The sequence below is a fragment of the Ramlibacter montanisoli genome, from assembly GCF_013087525.1.
GTDB classification, from domain to species: domain Bacteria; phylum Pseudomonadota; class Gammaproteobacteria; order Burkholderiales; family Burkholderiaceae_C; genus Ramlibacter; species Ramlibacter montanisoli.
In genome coordinates, this window is record NZ_JABFCS010000001.1 from 448,375 (window position 1) to 467,600 (window position 19,226).

At 69.5% G+C, this 19,226-nt stretch carries 13 protein-coding genes and 5 pseudogenes; 8 read left to right on the plus strand and 10 right to left on the minus strand.

Annotation, left to right across the window (positions count from 1 at the left end; translation table 11 throughout):
* Positions 1-269 precede the first annotated feature (269 nt).
* The 3 genes from HK415_RS23720 to HK415_RS26005 all read right to left on the minus strand — a co-directional run bounded on the left by HK415_RS23720 (position 270) and on the right by HK415_RS26005 (position 3,031).
* Entirely contained in the window at positions 270-524 is a 255-nt protein-coding gene (locus HK415_RS23720) for a hypothetical protein (RefSeq protein ID WP_216369710.1), read from the minus strand.
* Positions 521-1,315, minus strand: coding sequence for a hypothetical protein (locus HK415_RS23725; RefSeq protein ID WP_216369711.1), 795 nt, complete (start codon positions 1,313-1,315; stop codon positions 521-523). Before HK415_RS23725 ends, HK415_RS23720 begins: the two co-directional genes overlap by 4 nt.
* Before the next feature lie 372 nt (positions 1,316-1,687).
* A complete protein-coding gene (locus HK415_RS26005; RefSeq protein WP_171556615.1) occupies positions 1,688-3,031 on the minus strand; it encodes a hypothetical protein in 1,344 nt (447 codons plus the stop codon).
* 470 nt (positions 3,032-3,501) lie between these two features.
* Here HK415_RS26005 and sbmA point away from each other — a divergent pair, with 470 nt between their 5' ends.
* Positions 3,502-4,518 carry a peptide antibiotic transporter SbmA gene (sbmA, locus tag HK415_RS02310; protein WP_171556616.1) on the plus strand — a complete coding sequence of 339 codons (1,017 nt, stop codon included), beginning with the start codon at positions 3,502-3,504 and terminating at the stop codon, positions 4,516-4,518.
* 42 nt (positions 4,519-4,560) lie between these two features.
* On the opposite strand, the gene HK415_RS02315 is transcribed toward sbmA, so the two are convergent.
* A complete protein-coding gene (locus HK415_RS02315) occupies positions 4,561-5,433 on the minus strand; it encodes a helix-turn-helix domain-containing protein (RefSeq protein ID WP_171556617.1) in 873 nt (290 codons plus the stop codon).
* 107 nt (positions 5,434-5,540) lie between these two features.
* Between HK415_RS02315 and HK415_RS02320 the strand changes: the two genes are divergently transcribed.
* From HK415_RS02320 to HK415_RS02340, 5 genes and pseudogenes are all read left to right on the plus strand, one after another.
* A complete protein-coding gene (locus tag HK415_RS02320) occupies positions 5,541-5,936 on the plus strand; it encodes a hypothetical protein (RefSeq protein ID WP_171556618.1) in 396 nt (131 codons plus the stop codon).
* 85 nt (positions 5,937-6,021) lie between these two features.
* Positions 6,022-7,104 carry a 3-phosphoserine/phosphohydroxythreonine transaminase gene (serC, locus tag HK415_RS02325; protein ID WP_171556619.1) on the plus strand — a complete coding sequence of 361 codons (1,083 nt, stop codon included), beginning with the start codon at positions 6,022-6,024 and terminating at the stop codon, positions 7,102-7,104.
* A complete protein-coding gene (locus tag HK415_RS02330) occupies positions 7,097-8,287 on the plus strand; it encodes a phosphoglycerate dehydrogenase (RefSeq protein ID WP_171556620.1) in 1,191 nt (396 codons plus the stop codon). The genes serC and HK415_RS02330 overlap by 8 nt, the downstream gene beginning before the upstream one ends.
* 332 nt (positions 8,288-8,619) lie before the next feature.
* Positions 8,620-11,510, plus strand: a pseudogene (locus HK415_RS02335) (aconitate hydratase).
* A complete protein-coding gene (locus HK415_RS02340; RefSeq protein WP_171556621.1) occupies positions 11,507-12,688 on the plus strand; it encodes an FAD-dependent monooxygenase in 1,182 nt (393 codons plus the stop codon). Before HK415_RS02335 ends, HK415_RS02340 begins: the two are co-directional and overlap by 4 nt.
* A 74-nt stretch (positions 12,689-12,762) precedes the next feature.
* Here the strand turns inward: HK415_RS02340 and kynA are convergent.
* From kynA to HK415_RS02360, 4 genes and pseudogenes are all read right to left on the minus strand, one after another.
* Positions 12,763-13,610 (minus strand): annotated as a pseudogene (gene kynA / locus HK415_RS02345) (tryptophan 2,3-dioxygenase).
* A complete protein-coding gene (gene kynU, locus HK415_RS02350) occupies positions 13,611-14,873 on the minus strand; it encodes a kynureninase (protein WP_171556622.1) in 1,263 nt (420 codons plus the stop codon).
* Positions 14,870-15,499 (minus strand): arylformamidase, encoded by a 630-nt coding sequence (gene kynB / locus HK415_RS02355; protein ID WP_171556623.1) that lies wholly within the window; start codon positions 15,497-15,499, stop codon positions 14,870-14,872. The genes kynU and kynB overlap by 4 nt, the downstream gene beginning before the upstream one ends.
* 73 nt (positions 15,500-15,572) lie before the next feature.
* Positions 15,573-15,905 (minus strand): YkgJ family cysteine cluster protein, encoded by a 333-nt coding sequence (locus HK415_RS02360; protein WP_171556624.1) that lies wholly within the window; start codon positions 15,903-15,905, stop codon positions 15,573-15,575.
* An 85-nt stretch (positions 15,906-15,990) separates the two neighbouring features.
* Between HK415_RS02360 and HK415_RS02365 the strand changes: the two genes are divergently transcribed.
* Entirely contained in the window at positions 15,991-16,425 is a 435-nt protein-coding gene (locus HK415_RS02365; RefSeq protein WP_171556625.1) for a hypothetical protein, read from the plus strand.
* A gap of 11 nt (positions 16,426-16,436) precedes the next feature.
* Here the strand turns inward: HK415_RS02365 and argF are convergent.
* Positions 16,437-17,374: pseudogene (gene argF / locus HK415_RS02370) on the minus strand (ornithine carbamoyltransferase).
* Positions 17,371-18,469, minus strand: a pseudogene (locus HK415_RS02375) (aspartate aminotransferase family protein). Before HK415_RS02375 ends, argF begins: the two co-directional pseudogenes overlap by 4 nt.
* A gap of 373 nt (positions 18,470-18,842) precedes the next feature.
* Here HK415_RS02375 and HK415_RS02380 point away from each other — a divergent pair.
* A pseudogene (locus HK415_RS02380) lies at positions 18,843-19,144 on the plus strand (DUF3579 domain-containing protein).
* Positions 19,145-19,226: the final 82 nt, after the last annotated feature.

Sequence of the window (19,226 nt, forward strand, 5' to 3'; positions counted from 1 at the left end):
ACCGGCGGCGCCGGCAGGGAGCAGGCGAACAGCGAGGTGCGAAGACGGTTACGGATGTTGTTCATGAAAACTCCTCATGAAAATAGAAAAACCGACGCTGGGCCGGCCTCGTGGGCCGCCATGCTGTCGGGATGGACGGACATCCTTGCCGGGCAGGATGCTGCCCATCGTGGGACTGGGCGCCGCACGGATGTCGGACGGGTCCGACGTCCGGACCGTGACAAAAAAGGGCGGCCCGCCAAAGGCCGCCCTTTCCTTGCCGGCGCCGCTCAGTTGCGGTCCGCCTTGGCCGGGAGCACCGCAGTGTTGTTGCCGCTGGGGCCCGCGCCCATCGTGCTGCTGCCGGCACCGCTGCCCATCGCCGTGCTGCCCGTGGCCGGGCCGGCACCGATGGCGGTGCCGCCGATGGCCGGTCCGCCCAGCGTGACCGCACCGGCCGGCGCGCCCGCCGTGGCGCTCGGCCCGCGGATGATGACCTCAGGCGAGAACGCCAGCGCGGGCGCCGACTGCGGCGTCACGCTCACGACGCCGGGGCCCGTGGCGCCGATCGCACCGGGAGCAGCGACCGCCCCTGCGGTGCCTGAGGTGCCTGCGGTGCCTGCGGTGCCGCCCACGGCCGCCGTGCCTCCGGTCGAACCGCCGACCGTGCCGCCGCTCGTGCCACCCACAGCTGCACCGCCACCCACGGCGCCACCGCCGCCCGCCGTTCCGCCGTTGCCCCCGGTGCCGCCGTTGCCCGGGCTGCCGCAGCAGGCGTTGCCGGCCGTATCGGCGTTCGGGCCGTTGCCCTGGTTGCCGGGACCCGTGTTGCCGACGCCGACACCGCTGTTACCGGTGCCCACGTTGCCGCCGCCGTTGCCGCTGCCGACGCCGACACCGGCACCACCGCCGACGCCGCCGCCGACGCCGCCACCGACGCCACCACCGACGCCACCACCGACGCCACCACCGACGCCGCCACCGACGCCGGCGCTGCCGCCGTCACCACCGGCACCGGCGCCGGCACCGGCACCACCACCGGCACCACCACCGGCACCACCGCCGCCGGCGCCGCCGCCACCGCCACCGCCACCGCCACCGCCACCGCCGCCGCCGCCGCCGGCGCCGCCGCCACCGCCACGCCACCGCCACCGCCACTGCCACCGCCACCGCCACCGCCACCGCCACCGCCGCCGCCACCGCCACCGCCACCGCCACCGCCGGCACCGGCGCCCGCGCCAGCACCCGCGCTGCCGCCCGCACCGCCGCCGTCACCCCCACCCGCGCCCTGCGCCCACGCGACACTCAATGCGCTGACCAGTGCAGCCGACAACAAGGTCAGCTTGATTTTTCCGATTCCGCTGTTCATGAATCACTCCCTGCCGAAAAAAAATGATTGCATCCGTACCGTTCCGCATGCCGGAGGTAGCTCCGGTATCGGCTCGTGACCCTGCACCGCGCGGTGCCCGCCGGACAGCCGTGTAGGTGAAGCGAGCTCATGTTCCGGCGGGCTCGCGCAGGCGCCCGTCAGTTCCTCGCGGAGCCCTGCGTGCGGCGGTTCCGGTGTTCGTGGCAGGACAAAGGAGGACAACCGTTGCTTGCGTAACGTAACGGCTCAGCCGCAACCAACGTGGCTCTTCAGCTATCGATATGTGAGCGCTCAGGAAAAAGCGGCCCGGAGGCCGCTTCTTCCATGCTGGCGTGCCGCCTAGTTGCGGTCTGCCTTCGCGCGGAGCACCGTGGTGTTGTTGCCGGTGGGGCCCGCGCCCATTGCGCTGCTGGCACCTGCATTGCCGGCGCCTGCGTTGCCCACCGAAGTGCTTCCGCTACTGGGAGCGGCACCCATGCCGAGCGCGGTGCCCCCGATCGCGGGACCGACGCCCAGCGTCGCGGGACTCCCCATGGTGGCGCTACCTACCGCCGAAGGTGCCCCCGGGCCACGGATGATGGGCTCGGGCGTGAAGACCAGTACCGGCGCCGTGGCCGGGCTGAGCGTCACGACACCAGGCGCAGGACCCACAGGGCCGACGCCACCGACTGTGCCGCCATCACCGATGGTGCCTACGGTGCCGCCACCGCCGACCGTGCCGCCACCGCCAACGGTGCCGCCACCTCCCACCGTGCCGCCGCCACCACCCCCGGTGCCGCCGCCGCCGTTGCCGCCGCCGTCATTCCCCGGCCCACCGGCGTTGCCGGCGGTGTCCGCGTTCGGGCCGTTGCCCTGGTTGCCGGGGCCGGTGTTGCCGACGCCGACGCCGCTGTTGCCCGTGCCGACGTTGCTGCCGCCACCGCCTACGGTGCCGCCACCTCCGACCGTGCCGCCACCACCACCGGTGCCGCCGCCGCCGTTGCCGCCACCGACACTCCCCGGCCCACCGGCGTTGCCGGCGGTGTCCGCGTTCGGGCCGTTGCCCTGGTTGCCCGGGCCGGTGTTGCCGACGCCGACGCCACTGTTGCCGGTGCCGACGTTGCCGCCACCGTTGCCGCCGGCGTTGCCCGACGGCGCACCGCCGGCGCTGCCGCCGTTCGCACTGCCACCGCCTGCACTGGCGCCACCGCCGGCACCTGCACCCGCGCCGGACCCACCACCGCCACCGCCGGCACTGCCTCCGGCGCCGGCACCGCCGCCGCCCGAACCACTGCCGCCACCGGCACCGCCACCACCGGCGCTACCGCCACCGGAGCCGCCGCCGTCGCCGGACGAGCCGCCGCCGCCAGAGCCGCCACCGGACCCACCGCCGCCGCCGGATCCACCGCCGCCGGATCCACCGCCACCGGATCCACCACCGCCGGATCCACCACCACCGGATCCACCACCACCGGATCCACCACCACCGGAGCCGCCACCACCGGAGCCGCCACCACCGGAGCCGCCACCACCGGAGCCGCCACCACCGGAGCCGCCGCCGGAGCCCCCACCGCCTGCACTGGCACCGGCGCCTCCGCCATCGCCTCCGCCTGCTCCTGCCCCACCACCGGCTCCCAAGGCCCACGCCGTGCCGAGCGCACTGACCAACGCCGCTGACACCAAGGTCAGCCTGATCTTTGCCATTCTGGTTTTCATGAAATAACTCCTGACGAAATAACGCATGTGCACCTGTGCCGTTCCGCGACAAGCAAGCAGGCGCGGTATCGGTTCGTGTCCCTGTCACCTGTCAGTCCTTCCGCATGGACCGTGCAGGTGAAGCCAACCCATGCTGCGCCACGCTTGTCCTGCGGGCGCCACGGGTCACGCGCCGTGTCGGCGTGCGCGGCAGTCGCCGGTCAAGGCAGGACAATCCACCACACGGCTTGTTTCGTGTCGTGTTGCAACGACGCTGGCTCAGCAGCTATCAAATTGTGAGCGGTGGGTCCTGCGACGAAGAAGGGGCGAGAGGGAGGTCCATGAAGAAGGCGGCCCGCGGGCCGCCTCTTCCTCGCGTGCGTGTGCTTGCTGCGCGCCCTTTCGCCACCAGCGGCCAGGCCACGGCGGCAAGCCGAGCCGTTAGCATGCCAGCTGACCGACACGCCGAGGCAACAACAATGTTCCGTTCCTTCTTCCTGAACCGCAAATGGATGCTCTGGTCCATCCTCGGCACCGCGCTGATCCTGTTCGCGACCTGGTACCGGGTGCAGCTGGACGTGAAGATCAACGAGTGGTTCGGCACCTTCTACGATCTGGTGCAGAACGCGCTGTCCAAGCCCGGCAGCATCACGCTGGACTCCTACTGGGAGCAGCTCAGTACCTTCATCAGCATCGCGATGGTCTACGTGACGGTGGCCGTGCTGCTGGACTTCTTCATCAAGCACTACGTGTTCCGCTGGCGCCAGGCCATGAACGATTACTACATGCAGTACTGGCCGAAGCTGCGCGTGATCGAGGGCGCGGCGCAGCGGGTGCAGGAGGACACCATGCGCTTCGCCCGCATCATGGAAGGGCTGGGCGTGGAGCTGATGCGCAGCCTGATGACGCTGGCGGCCTTCCTGCCGATCCTGTGGGCGCTCTCGGACAAGATCACCGCCATCCCGATCCTCGGTTCGATCCCGCATTCGCTGGTGTGGGTGTCGATCGGCTGGGCGCTGTTCGGCACCATCCTGCTGGCGTTCACCGGCATCCTGCTGCCGGGGCTGGAGTTCCAGAACCAGCGCGTGGAGGCGGCGTACCGCAAGGAGCTGGTGTACGGCGAGGACGATCCTTCGCGCGCCGCCCCGCCGGTGGCGGCTTCGCTGTTCCAGCACGTGCGGCGCAACTACTTCCGCCTGTTCTTCCACTACCTGTACTTCGACGTGGTGAAGTGGTCCTACCTGCAGGTGAGCGTGCTGGTGCCGCTGATCGCCATCGGCCCCACCGTCGCCGCCGGCGTGATCACGCTGGGCGTGATGCAGCAGATCTCGCGCGCCTTCGACAAGGTGACCGAGTCCTTCCAGTACCTGGTGCTCAGCTGGAGCACGATCGTGGAGCTGATCTCGGTGTACAAGCGCCTGCGCGCCTTCGAGGCGCGGATCCACGAGGTGGATGCGGCGCCGCCGGATGATGGGTTGGTGCCCTTGAATCCGTGAGGGCAGCTGGGGTTCGCTTCGCTCACCACCAGCCTACGGCAGTCACGGGTAGTCGTAGGCTGGCGGTGAGCCGGAGGCGAACCCCAGCGGCGTGCGGGCCAGTCCGCGCAGCGCCTGTGCCGTGAACGCATCCGCCGGAAAGAAGGTCTCCAGCGCCAGCTCCTGCAAGGTCACGTCCACCGGCGAGCCGAAGATGGTCGTCGTGCTGATCAGGTTCAGCACCCCCGCCGGCGTGCGGAAGCGCAGGGGCACGGCGATGCCCAGCACCTCGCCTTCCAGCCGCGTCGCGTCCGCATCGGCCGGCATGGGAAAGCCGCGCAGTTCCTGCTCCAGCGCCTGCAGCTTCGCGTCGCCGGTCGCATGGACCTGCTGCCGCAGCCGCTCGAACAGGTGGTGCCGCCACTGGCCGATGTTGGCGATCTGCGGTGCCAGTCCCTGCGGATGCAGGCTCAGTCGCAGCACGTTCACCGGCGGCTGCAGCAGCGCGGCGTCCACGCCACCGAGCAGCAGCGGCACCACCGCGTTGTGCGCCAGCATGTTCCAGTGCCGGTCGACGGCCAGGGCGGGGAAGGGCTCGTGGCTTTTCAGGATCAGCTGCACGGCCTCCTTCGCCACCGCCAGCGCGGGATCGTCCAGCGGCCGTTCGCGGTACATCGGCGCGTAGCCAGCGGCCACCAGCAGCGCGTTGCGCTCGCGCAGCGGGACCTCCAGGCGCTCGGCCAGGCGCAGCACCATCTCGCGGCTGGGCGCGGAGCGGCCGGTCTCCACGAAGCTGAGGTGGCGGGTGGAGATGTCCGCCTCGTTGGCCAGGTCCATCTGGCTCATGCGGCGGCGCATGCGCCAGGCGCGCAGCTGGTCGCCGAAGGGCCGCACCTGCGAGGCGGCGGGAGCGGGCGTGGCAAGGGCGAGGTCCATGGGCGCGATGGTAGAGCGGCTGCGGCCCGGCTTCCATGACCTGCGAGGTCATGGACCCGCTGCGCACCGGCGGCCAGAGTGCGGTCCTCACCAACCAAGGAGCTGCCATGAACCTCACATCCTCCCCGCGCTTCCTCTCCACCGTCCTCTGGCTGGACGCCGCCTCCTGCCTGGCGACCGGCCTGCTGCAACTGGCCGCGCCGGCCGCCTTGTCCGCCTGGTTCGGGCTGCCCGCCGGCCTGCTCACCGCCACCGGCTGGGCGCTGCTCGCGGTCGCGGCCTTCGCCGCCTTCGCCGCGCGGGCGCCCCGTGCGCCGCTGGTCTGGATCATGGTCGCCGGCAATGCCGCCTGGCTCCTCGGCTGCGTGGAACTGCTGCTGACCGGCGCGGCCGGCACGGCCCTCGGCGTCGCCTGGATCGTGTTGCAGGCCGCGGTGGTCGCCGTGCTGGGCGAGCTGGAGTGGCTGGGCCTCAGGCGCGCGCCCGCCGCCGCCATGGCCTGAGGCCGGGCGGGTCTTGCGACTCTTGTATGCTGGCAGGCCCGGCGCGCTCGCGCCGGCTTGTCCAGAGAGAGATTCCAAGAGTTCCATGACCCGCGTCTTCAACTTCAGCCCCGGCCCCGCCACCCTGCCCGAACCCGTCCTGCGCCAGGCGGCCGAGGAGATGCTCGACTGGCACGGCAGCGGCATGTCGGTCATGGAGATGAGCCACCGCGGCAAGGAGTTCATGTCCATCCATGCCGAGACGGAGGACCTGCTCAAGGAGCTGATGGGCATTCCCGCGAACTACAAGGTGCTGTTCATGCAGGGCGGCGCGATCGGCGAGAACGCCATCGTGCCCATGAACCTGATCGGCGCCACCGGCAAGGCGGACTACGTCCTCACCGGCGACTGGTCGAAGAAGTCGTACAAGGAAGCGAAGACCTACGGCCAGGTGAACGTCGCCGCCACCGGCGAGGCCTCGAAGTTCACGGCGCTGCCGAAGCAGCAGGAGTGGAAGCTCGATCCCGGCGCGGCCTACGTGCACATCTGCTCGAACGAGACCATCGGCGGCGTGCAGTTCCACTGGACGCCCGACACCGGCCGCGTGCCGCTGGTGGCCGACATGTCCTCCGACATCCTGTCGCGGCCGATCGACGTGGCCAAGTACGGCCTGATCTACGCCGGTGCGCAGAAGAACATCGGCCCGTCCGGCCTGACCATCGTCATCGTGCGCGAGGACCTGCTGGGGCACGCGCTGCCGGTCACGCCCTCGGCCTTCAACTACAAGGTCCAGGCCGAAGCCGACTCCATGTACAACACCCCGCCCACCTACGCGATCTACATCGCGGGGCTGGTGCTCAAGCACGTGAAGAAGCTGGGCGGGATGAAGGCGGTGGCACAGCACAACGAGGAGAAGGCGGCGATCCTGTACGACTTCCTCGATGCGACGGCCTTCTACCGCAACCCGATCGCGAAGGAAGACCGCTCGCGCATGAACGTGCCCTTCTGGCTGAAGGACGACGCGCTGAACGACGCCTTCCTCAAGGGCGCGCAGGAGCGCGGCATGATCCAGCTCAAGGGCCACCGCTCGGTGGGCGGCATGCGCGCCTCCATCTACAACGCGATGCCGATCGAAGGCGTGAAGGCGCTGGTGCAGTACATGAAGGAATTCGAGCGGCAACATGGCTGACGGCGCTTCGTTCGGGGTGCTGGTCCTCAACCAGATCTCGAAGGCCGGCCTCGAGCGGCTGCCTGCGGGCCGCTACCGCACGGGCAAGGACATCACCGCGCCCGACGCGATCCTGGTCCGCTCGGCGGACATGCACGCGATGGACATCCCGGCCTCGGTGCGCGCGATCGCGCGCGCCGGCGCCGGCACCAACAACATCCCGGTGGCGGCGCTCAGCGTGCGCGGCATCCCCGTGTTCAACGCGCCCGGCGGCAACGCGAACGCCGTGAAGGAACTCGTGCTGGCCGGCATGCTGATGGCCGCGCGCAACCTGCCCTCGGCGCAGCGCTTCGTCGAAGGCCTCGATCCCGCGGATCCCCACCTGGACAAGACGATCGAGGAAGGCAAGAAGGCCTTCGCCGGCTTCGAGCTGGGCAACCACACGCTGGGCGTCATCGGCCTGGGCAAGGTGGGCGCGCTGGTCGCCGACGCGGCGATCAAGCTGGGCATGCAGGTGATGGGCTACGACCCGGAGATCACCGTCGACGCCGCCTGGAGCCTGCCCTCGCAGGTGCGGCGCGCCGCCAGCGTCGAGGACGTGCTGAAGAACGCGCAGATCGTCAGCCTGCACGTACCCCTGCTCAAGGCGACGCGCCACCTGGTGCACGCGGGCAACCTGCGCCTGATGCGCGGCGACGCCATCCTGCTGAACTTCTCGCGCGAAGGCGTGGTGGACGACGCCGCCATGGTGGCGGCGCTCGACGGCCGCCAGCTGGGCTGCTACGTCTGCGACTTCCCGAATCCGCTGATCCTGCGCCACCCGCGGGTGATCGCCTTGCCCCACCTCGGTGCGTCCACGCGCGAGGCGGAAGACAACTGCGCGGTGATGGTTGCCGAGCAGCTGCGCGACTTCCTGGAGAACGGCAACGTCCGCAACGCGGTGAACTTCCCCGACGTGAGCATGGGCCGCGGCAGCGCCTGGCGGGTGGCCATCGCCAATGCCAACGTGCCCAACATGCTGGGCCAGATCTCCACCACCATGGCGCATGCGGGCCTGAACATCCACAACATGGTCAACAAGTCGCGCGGCGACATGGCCTACACGCTGGTCGACGTGGACAGCGCGGTGGAAGCCCCCGTGCTGACGGCGCTGGCCGCCATCGAGGGCGTGCTGGCCGTTCGTTACCTGCCCGTCTCCGCGTAGGAGTCTGCGCGGCAGAAATACGGGCCTGCGTTGGGCCGATAAGGGGCTGGATGCTAGGCGCGGAAACGGGTCAAGCCTGGACGGCTTGACCCGTTTTCGTAACGACGCAGACGGCCCCTTATCGGCCCAACCCTTCGGGCCGCGACCAGAAATGCGCCATGCGTCGTTACGGCCTCCTTGTGTACGGAAAGTACACGGCCTCGGCCGCGCCTAGCCTGACGCATTTCTGGCCACGGCGCAGGCCCGTATTTCTGCCGCGCAGACTCCTGGCGCCCTGCGGGCCGCGTCTGGCGGCACAATGACGCGCAAAGCAACAACGAGAGGTCGAGAGAATGACGAACGCGTTCGCCCACACCCTCCAGAGTTTCAAGGCCGGCGTCGGCCGCTCGGGCCAGTTCTACTCCCTGCCGGAGCTCGCCAAGCAATACCCCAACATCCGCCGGCTGCCGGTGTCCATGCGCATCGTGCTGGAATCGGTGCTGCGCAACTGCGACGGCCGCAAGGTCACGGCCGAGCACGTCGAGCAGGTCGCGAACTGGCAGCCCAATGCCGAGCGAACCGACGAGATCCCCTTCACCGTCGCCCGCGTGGTGCTGCAGGACTTCACCGGCGTGCCCCTGCTGGCCGACCTGGCCGCCATGCGCAGCGCGGCCCAGCGGCTCGGCAAGGACGTCGGCCGGATCGAGCCCCTGGTGCCGGTGGACCTGGTGGTGGACCACTCCATCATGGTCGACCACTACGGCAGCAAGGACGCCATCGACCTGAACATGAAGCTGGAGTTCCAGCGCAACCGCGAGCGCTACCAGTTCATGAAGTGGGGCATGCAGGCCTTCGACACCTTCGGCGTGGTGCCGCCCGGCTTCGGCATCGTCCACCAGGTGAACCTGGAATTCCTGGCGCGGGGCGTGCACAAGCGCGAGGACGGCGTCTGCTACTTCGACTCGCTGGTGGGCACCGACAGCCACACCACCATGATCAACGGCATCGGCGTGGTCGGCTGGGGCGTGGGCGGCATCGAGGGCGAGGCGGCGATGCTGGGCCAGCCCGTGTACTTCCTGACGCCCGACGTGGTGGGCCTGGAGCTCACCGGCAAGCTGCGCGAAGGCTGCACCGCCACCGACCTCGTGCTGACCGTCACCGAGCTGCTGCGCAAGCACAAGGTGGTGGGCAAGTTCGTCGAGTTCTTCGGCGAGGGCACGCGCAGCCTGGCCGTGCCGGACCGCGCCACCATCGCCAACATGGCGCCCGAATACGGCGCGACCATGGGCTTCTTCCCGGTGGACGAGCGCACCATCGATTACTTCGAGGGCACCGGCCGCAGCAAGGAAGAGATCAAGCTGATGGAGGCCTACTTCCAGGCCCAGGGCATGTTCGGCGTGCCCATGGCGGGCGAAGTGGACTACTCCACGGTGGTGCGCCTGGACCTCGGCTCGGTGACGCCCAGCCTGTCCGGCCCCAAGCGGCCGCAGGACCGCATCGAGATCGGCAAGGTCGCCAGCACCTTCAAGTCGCTGTTCTCCAAGCCGATCGGCGAAAACGGCTTCAACAAGTCGGCCGACCTGCTGCAGACGCGCCACCTGGTGCAGCGGCCCGGCAACGAGAAGGTCGAACAGATCGTGCCGCCGGACAACCCGCCGGCGCCGCTGGCCGCGCCGCGCTTCGTGGCGGAAATGGAGGCGAACAAGCCGACGCCACCCTCGGCGCATGCCATGTCGGTCCCGCACGTGGAAGTGGGCGACATCACGATCGGCAACGGCGACGTGCTGATCGCCGCGATCACGAGCTGCACCAACACTTCCAACCCCGGCGTGCTGCTGGCCGCCGGCCTGCTGGCCAAGAAGGCGGTGGAGAAGGGCTGCGCGTGCAGCCGCACATCAAGACCTCGCTGTCACCGGGATCGCGCATCGTCACGGAGTACCTGCGCGAGGCCAAGCTGCTGCCTTACCTGGAGCAGCTCGGGTTCACGCTTGCCGGCTACGGCTGCATGACCTGCATCGGCAACTCGGGCGACCTCACGCCGGAGATCAACGAGGCGATCGGCCAGAGCGACCTGGTGTGCGCCGCGGTGCTCTCGGGCAACCGCAACTTCGAGGCGCGCATCCACCCGAACATCAAGGCCAATTTCCTGGCCAGCCCGCCGCTGGTGGTGGCCTACGCGCTGGCTGGCACCGTGCTCACGGACCTGATGACCGAGCCGGTCGGCAAGGGCGCCGACGGCCAGGACGTCTGGCTGGGCGACATCTGGCCGACCAGCGACGAGGTGCACAAGCTGATGAAGTACGCGATGAACGCCAAGGCCTTCCGCGCCAACTACGGCAAGGTCAAGAGCGACCCGGGCGAGCTGTGGAAGGACATCGAGGGCGTCGCCGGCGACACCTACAACTGGCCAGCGAGCACCTACATCGCCGAGCCGCCCTTCTTCGACGGCTTCACGCTGGAGCCGCCCGCGGCGGCCACCGGCCAGAGCACCGGCACCGGCGCGGCGGTGGCGATCTGCGACGCCCGCATCATCGGCCTGTTCGGCGACTCCATCACCACCGACCACATCTCGCCCGCGGGTTCGATCAAGGACAGCTCGCCGGCCGGCCGCTACCTGCTGGAAAAGGGCGTGAGCAAGCCCGACTTCAACAGCTACGGCTCGCGCCGCGGCAACCACGAGGTGATGATGCGCGGCACCTTCGCCAACGTGCGCATCCGCAACCTGATGCTGACGCCGGGGCCGGACGGCTCGCGCGAGGAGGGCGGCCTCACGCTGTACCGCGGCGCGGACGGCAGCGCGCAGAAGATGTTCATCTACGACGCTGCGATGAAGTACATGGCCGAGGGGCGGCCCACGGTGGTGTTCGCCGGCGAGGAGTACGGCACCGGTTCCTCGCGCGACTGGGCGGCCAAGGGCACGCAGCTGCTGGGGATCAAGGCGGTGATCGCGCGCAGCTTCGAGCGCATCCACCGCAGCAACCTGGTGGGCATGGGCGTGCTGCCGCTGCAGTTCCAGGGCGACACGAGCTGGCAGTCGCTGGGCCTGACCGGCGAGGAGCTGATCGACATCGAGACCGATCCGCAGCTGCGGCCGCAAAGCCAGGCCGCGCTCATCATCCGCGGCACCGACGGCAGCAGCCGCGAAGTGAAGCTCACGCTGCGCATCGACACGCCGATCGAGGTGGACTACTACCGCCACGGCGGGATCCTGCCCTACGTGCTGCGGCAGCTGCTGGCGGCGTGACACGCGAGTTGCTGGTCGCGGGCGGAGGAATCGCCGGACTGGCGGCAGCCGTCGCCGCGCGCCGGGCGCGCTGGGAAGCGCGCCTGTTCGAGCAGGCGGACACCTTCTCCGAGGTCGGCGCGGGCATCCAGCTCGGGCCGAATGCCACCCGCATCCTGCGCGAATGGGACCTGCTGCAAGGCGAGCTGCAGCAGCTCGCGGTGGCGCCGCCGCGGCTGCGCGTGCGCGATGGCAGCGACGGCGGCGAGCTGGGCGTGCTGGAGCTGGGCGGCTTCATGGTGGAGCGCTACGGCGCCCCCTACCTCACCGTGCACCGAGCGGACCTGCAGGCTGCGCTGCTCGCCGCGGCGCGCGATGCAGGGACCCGCCTGCACACGGCCACCCACGTGCATGGCGCGCAGCAGCGGCCGGAAGCGGTGGCGCTGCGCACCGACGGCCCGGAACCCATCGAGGGGGACGCGCTGGCGGTCGCCGACGGCGTGTGGAGCAGCTTGCGTGGCGCGGTGGTGGCCGACGGCCCTGCCCAGGCGACGGGCCACCTCGCGTACCGCGGCCTGGTGCGCCAGCAGGACCTGCCGGAGCGCCTGCGCAGCGATGAGGTGACGGTCTGGCTCGCGCCCCGCATGCACCTGGTGACCTACCCGCTGCGCGGCGGCGAGTGGCTCAACGCAGTCTGCGTGGTGCAAGGCACGCAGCCGGGCGATCCGCGCGACTGGGACCATGCGGCCAGCCAGGCGCAGCTGGACGCCGCGCTGGGACCCGTGTGCGCCCCGGTGCGCGAACGCGTCGAGTCGGTGCCGACCTGGCGCCTGTGGGTGCTGCATGCGCGGCCGCCCGTCGCTGCGCCCGAGGAGATGGCGAACGGCCGCATCGCGCTGGCGGGCGACGCCGCGCATCCCATGCGGCCCTACCTGGCGCAGGGCGCCGGCATGGCGATCGAGGACGCGCGCGAACTGCAGCGCGTGCTGGGCGCGGTGGACGACAACGTGATCGACGTGCCGACCGCCTTGCGGCGCTATGCGCTGAACCGCTGGGAGCGCGTCGCGCAGGTGCAGGAAAAGTCGCAGCGCAACGGAACCATCTTCCATGCGACCGGGCCGCTGCGCATGGCGCGCAATGCGGCGATGTGGACGCTGGGGGCGAGGCTGCTGGACCAGCCGTGGCTCTATGAGGGCTGACTACTTGTAGGCTGGGGTGACGAAGGAACCCCAGCGATGCGCGCGCGCTGGGGTTCGCTCCGCTCACCACCAGCCTACAAATCCGTCCGCAGCTGCCAGATCTCCGGAAACAGCACCACGTCCAGCATCTTCCGCAGGTAGCTCACGCCACCGGTTCCGCCGGTGCCTCGCTTGAAGCCGATCACCCGCTCCACCGTCGTCACGTGGCGGAAGCGCCAGAGCCGGAAGGCGTCCTCCAGGTCGGTGAGTTCCTCGCCCAGCTGGTACAGGTCCCAGTGCTGCTCCGGCTGCCTGTACGGAATCAGCCAGGCCTGCTCCACTTCCTTGCTCGCCACATAGGGTTGTGTCCAGTCGCGCTCCAGGTGCGAGGCCGGCACCGGCAGGCCGCGGCGCGCGCCAGCAGGCGCAGCGCCTCGTCGTACAGCGAGGGCGCTTCGTAGGCGGCCTGCACGACCGCCAGCCGCTCCGCGTGGTGCTCGTGCGGCTTGAGCATGGCCGCGTTCTTGTTGCCCAGGCGGAACTCGATGCAGCGGTACTGCCAGCTCTGGAAGCCGCTGGAGCTGGCGAGGTAGGGCCGGATCGCGCTGTACTCCGGGGGCGTCATGGTGGCCAGCACGTCCCAGGCGTGTACCAGCTGCTCCATGATGCGCGACACGCGCGCCAGCATCTTGAAGGCCGGCGGCAACTCGTCGCGCGCGAGGCAGGCGATGGCCGCCGACAGCTCGTGCAGCATCAGCTTCATCCACAACTCGCTGGTCTGGTGCTGCACGATGAACAGCATCTCGTTGTGGTCGGGCGAAAGCGGCTTCTGCGCCTGCAGGATCGCGTCGAGCTGCAGGTAGTCGCCGTAGCTCATGTCGCGGCTGAAATCCAGCTGCGGCTTCTCGGCGTGGACGATGTCCTCGGGCTTGGGATCGGGCATTCAGGTCACCGCTTGCTGTCGCTGGAATTCGGGGCGCTCCCACTCGCGCGTCTCGAGCACCTGGCGCAGGTGCTCCACCGCATGCCACACGTCCTCGAAGCGCAGGTACAAGGGCGTGAAGCCGAAGCGCAGGATGTCGGGGCGGCCGGCGCGGAAGTCGCCGATGACGCCGCGCGCGATCAGCGCCTGCACGATGGCGTAGGCGCCGGTCTCGCGCGTGAGGCACACCTGCGAGCCGCGGCGCGCGTGCTCGCGCGGGGTCGCGAGGCCCAGGCCGTGGCCGGCGCAGCGTTCCTCCACCAGCGCGATGAACAGGTCGGTGAGCGCCAGCGACTTGTGCCGCAGCGCCGGCATGCCGCCCGCGGGCTGCGCCGCGAGCACGGTGTCGATGCCGCACTCCAGCGCCGTCATGCTCAGGATCGGCTGCGTGCCGCACATGTAGCGCGTGATGCCCTGCGCCGGCTGGTAGTCGTGCGTGAAGGCGAAAGGGGAGGCGTGGCCCCACCAGCCGGCCAGCGGTTGCCAGAAGCGGTCGGTGTGGCGTGGGTGCACCCACACGAAGGCCGGCGCGCCCGGCCCGCCATTGAGGTACTTGTAGCCGCAGCCGACGGCGAAGTCGGCGTCGGCGCCGTGCAGGTCCACCTCCACCGCGCCGGCGCTGTGCGCCAGGTCCCAGACCGCCAGCGCGCCGGCGGCGTGCGCGAGCCGTGTGAGCTCGCGCATGTCGTGCATGGCGCCGGTGCGGTAGTTCACGTGCGTGAGCATCAGCACCGCGGTGCGCGCGTCGAGCGCGCCGGGGATCTCGTCCGCCTCCAGCAGGTGCAGCGTGAAGCCGCGCTCGCGGCACAGCGCTTCGGCGATGTAGTTGTCGGTGGGGAAGTTGCTGCGTTCGCTGATGACGATCCGGCGCTGTCCTTCGCCCGAGGCCGCGATGCTGAGCGCGGCGCTGAGCACCTTGTACAGGTTGATCGAGGTGCTGTCGGTGGCGACCACCTCGCCGGACCGTGCGCCGATGAGGGTCGCGATCTTGTCGCCCAGCCGCCGCGGCAGCTCGAACCAGCCGGCGCTGTTCCAGGAGCGGATCAGGCCTTCGCCCCATTCCTCGCGCACGGCCCGGGCGATGCGATCGGGCACGGACCTGGGCAAGGGGCCGAGGGAATTGCCATCGAGGTAGATGACGTCCTCAGGCAGCGTGAACAGCTCGCGCAGCGCGCGCAGCGGGTCCTGCGCATCGAGGGCGCGGCAGTCCTGCAAGGTGGTCATGTCAGTTCCCTCAGCACGGCGCGCACCGGCGAGGCGTCGGCCGTCACCAGCTTCAGGGGCAGGGCGATCAGCTCGTAGTCGCCTTCGGGAACCTCGTCGAGCACCAGGTTCTCCAGCACCCGCAGGCCGCGGCGGCGGATCACCTGGTGGCTGTCCAGCGTCTTGCTGTCGGCGGGGTCGATGCTGGCGGTGTCGATGCCGACCAGCCGCACGCCGGCATCGGCCAACCGTTCGATCGTCTCCGGCGCGAAGGCGGCGAGCTGCGGATCCCAGCGGTCCACCGGTGCGCGCTGGTAGGTGCGCACCAGCACGCGCGGGGGCAGGGCGTGCACCGCATGCGCGATGTGCTCCCAGGTCACCAGCGGCCCGCGCGCGATCGCGTGCACGACGCGGCAGGGGCCCAGGTAGGGATCGAGATCCAGCGTGCCGACGGGCTGGCCGTCGGGGTCGTAGTGCAGGGGCGCGTCGGCATGCGCGCCCACGTGCGGCGAAAGCGTCAGCGTGCTGACGTTGACCGGGCAGCCGGGCGCGATGCTCGCGGCCCAGCGCTGCCCGTAAGGCGTGTCACCCGGAAACACCGGGGCGCCTTCCCGCACCGGCGGCGAGATGTCCCAGAGGCGTGGCATGCGGCGGAGTGTGCGCCGGTGTTTTCGGGCGTGGTGTCGGTCGTTTCCAACAGCCCGCAAAAATCTTCAGGCTTCAAGCATCGGGGTCCAGCGGCGGCAGGCCGTGGCGTGCCCGGGCCTTCTCGCATCCGTGGCTGCCGGGCTCCAGTTCACGGCAGGGATTGGGCCGCCACTCGTAGATGCCGCAGGACGCGCGCTCGCCCACCTTGCCGGTGAGCGCGGCGCAGCGCACCGGCACGTGGTCGGTGCCGCGCATGCGCATGGTGTTGCCGGTGACTTCCACGGCCAGGCCGGTGGGCACGGTGCCGCCCATGTCCTGCATCTCGTAGATGGCGAAGTCCACGCGGTAGGCGGCGCAGCAGGCGCCGCAGGTCAGGCAGGGATGGATGGCGGATTCTTGTGACATAGGCACGTCAACGCGAGGCGCGGCGCGGGCGTTGCGGGAGAGCTGTATGGATAGACAGACATCGCCAGTTCTTCAGGAGGCTTTCATGGAACTGCAGATCGCGCGCCAGATTATCGACACCCTGGCCCAGGGCATCCACCCCATCACCGGCGAATGCATGCCGGAAGACAGCCCGTACAACGCGCCGCCGGTGATCCGGGCGCTGCACGCGGTGTCGCGCGCGCTGGAAGGCGCGGGCGCCACGCCGGCTGCGACCGACGATGCGCCGCGTCGCCGCAACCAGCCGCCGAACGCCGGCAAGGCATGGTCCTCGCAGGAAGACGCTGCGCTGGAAACGGCCTTCGACGCCGGCATTCCGCTCAAGCAGGTGGCCCAGGAACTGGGGCGCACGGCCTTCGCCGTCGAGCAAAGGCTGATCAAGATCGGCAAGGTGGCCGGGCCGGCGGGGGGGAGGGCGGTACGGGAATTCGTCGGCGGCGATGAACTGATCACCCCGTCACTCCCGCCTCCGCGGGAATGACGGAAAGCCTGTCAGTCCTTCACCCGACCGAGCAGCAGGAACTCCATCAGCGCCTTCTGCACGTGCATCCGGTTCTCGGCCTCGTCCCAGACGACGGATTGGGGGCCGTCGATCACGTCGGCTTCGACTTCCTCGCCGCGGTGGGCGGGCAGGCAGTGCATGAACAGTGCGTCGGGCTTCGCGATGCGCATCATGTCGGTGTCCACGCACCAGTCGGCGAAGGCCTTGCGGCGTTCCTCGTTCTCGGCCTCGAACCCCATGCTGGTCCACACGTCGGTGGTCACGAGGTCGGCGCCGCGGCAGGCTTCCATCGGGTCCTTGAAGACCTTGTAGCTGTCGCTGCTGCGGATGCCGGCGATGGCCTGGTCCACCTCGTAGCCGCTGGGCGTGCTGAGGTGCACGGTGAAGCCCAGGAGCTCCGCCGCCTGCAGCCAGGTGTTGGCCATGTTGTTGCCGTCACCGACCCAGGCGACGACGCGGCCCTTGATGGAGCCGCGGTGCTCGATGTAGGTGAAGATGTCCGCCAGGATCTGGCAGGGGTGGAACTCGTTGGTCAGGCCGTTGATCACCGGCACGCGCGAGTGCTCGGCGAAGCGCTCGATCTTGTCCTGGCCGAAGGTGCGGATCATCACCAGGTCCACCATGCGGCTGATCACCTTGGCGCTGTCCTCGATGGGCTCGGCGCGCCCGAGCTGGCTGTCGCCGGTGGTGAGGTGCACCACCGAGCCCCCAGCTGGTACATGCCGGCCTCGAAGCTCACCCGCGTGCGCGTGGAGGCCTTCTCGAAGATCATCGCCAGCGTGCGGTCCGCCAGCGGGTGGTACTTCTCGTAGTTCTTGAACTTGCGCTTGATCACACCAGCCCGCTGGAAGACCCACTCGTGCTCTTCGGTGCTGAAGTCGCTGAACTGCAGGAAATGCCGGATCGCCATGCTCTTGTCTTCCATCATTCCGCCAGGAAGCCCTTCACCAGCGGCGCCAGGATGGCGACGATGTCGTCAGCCTGCTTCTCGGTGACGATCAGCGGCGGCAGCAGGCGGATCACGGTGTCGGCCGTGACGCTGATCAGCAGGCCGGCGTCGGCCGCGCGCTGGGTCAGCACGCCGCAGTTGCGGTCCAGCTCCACGCCGATCATCAGGCCCTGGCCGCGGATCTCGACCACGCCCTTGAGCGCGCCGAGTTCGCGCGCCAGCGTGCCGCGCAGGTGCGCACCCACGCGGGAGGCGTTCTCCAGCAGGCCGTCCTCCTCCATGATGCGCAGCGTCTCGACGCCGGCGCGCATGGCCAGCGGGTTGCCGCCGAAGGTGGTGCCGTGGTTGCCCGGCTGGAAGATGTGGGCGGCCTTGGGGCCGGCCACCACCGCGCCGATCGGCACGCCCGAGCCCAGGCCCTTGGCCAGCGGCATCACGTCGGGCACGATGCCGGCCCACTGGTGGGCGAACCACTTGCCGGTGCGGCCCATGCCGCACTGCACCTCGTCGATCATCAGCAGCCAGTTCTTGGCATCGCACAGCTCGCGCACCTTCTGCAGGTAGTCCGCACGCATCTGGTTGATGCCGCCTTCGCCCTGGATGGTCTCGAAGAACACGGCGACCACGTTGCGGTTGCCGTCGGTTGCCTTGCGCAGCGCGTCGATGTCGTTCAGCGGCACCCGGATGAAGCCCTCCACCAGCGGCCCGAAGCCCTTCTGCACCTTCTCGTTGCCGGTGGCCGAGAGCGTGGCGATGCTGCGGCCGTGGAAGGCCTTCTCGTAGACCACGATCTCCGGGCGCTCGATGCCGCGGTCGTGGCCGAACTTGCGCGCCAGCTTGATCGCCGCCTCGTTGGCTTCCAGCCCGGTCGAGCCGAAGAACACGTTGGTCATGCCGGACAAGCTCCACCAGCTTGGCCGCCAGCCTTTCCTGGTTGGGCACGTGGTAGTAGTTGCAGCTGTGGATGATCTTCGCCACTTGGTCCTGCAGGGCCGGCACCAGCTTGGGGTGGTTGTGCCCGAGCGTGTTGACGGCGATGCCGGCCAGTGCGTCGAGGTATCGCTTGCCATTCACATCCCACAGGTAGCAGCCGTCGCCGCGTTCCAGCGCGATCGGCAGCCGGCCGTAGGTGTTCATGGTGTGGGGCGATGCCGCCTCGATGTGGGCCATTGCGCGCGTCCTCGGAATGCGTGTCACAAATGAAAGCGGCTCGACGTGCGGGGTCCCGCGGGACTTCGCGGGTGCCAACAGGTGAGCCGTTGGAACGCGATTGTAGGCACACGGCCGGAGGGCTTTGTTTGAGAATTCCGCATCACAGCGATGCCCCGCGACAGCCCGGTGACAGGCAGGTGGGGTGCAATGGCGGGGCCCCAACTCTTATATAAGATAGAATACTTGTGCGATGCAGCAAGCCACCAGCCTGCTGCCCTGCCGAGCCACCCCACCCATGGTTTCCAGCACCGCCAAAGAAGTGTTCATCCAGGGCGTCACCCGGGATGGCCGCACCTTCCGCCCCAGCGACTGGGCCGAGCGGCTGGCGGGCGTCATGAGCTCCTTCCGGCCGGGCGGCGCCCAGCCGGGCAGCCACCTGAACTACTCCCCTGGTGCATCCCGACGGTGATCGACGAGGTCAAGTGCGTCATCGTCCACCGCGACCTGCGCGACTACGAGCCCATGGCCTGGGACTTCGTCATGAACTTCGCCAAGGACAACAACCTGAAGACCTCCGAGGGCACGTTCCAGAAGTGAACGGACGCCTTGGGTCCCCGCCTGCGCGGGGATGACGCGGGCATGAAAAAACCGCCCGAAGGCGGTTTTCCACTTTTGCTTT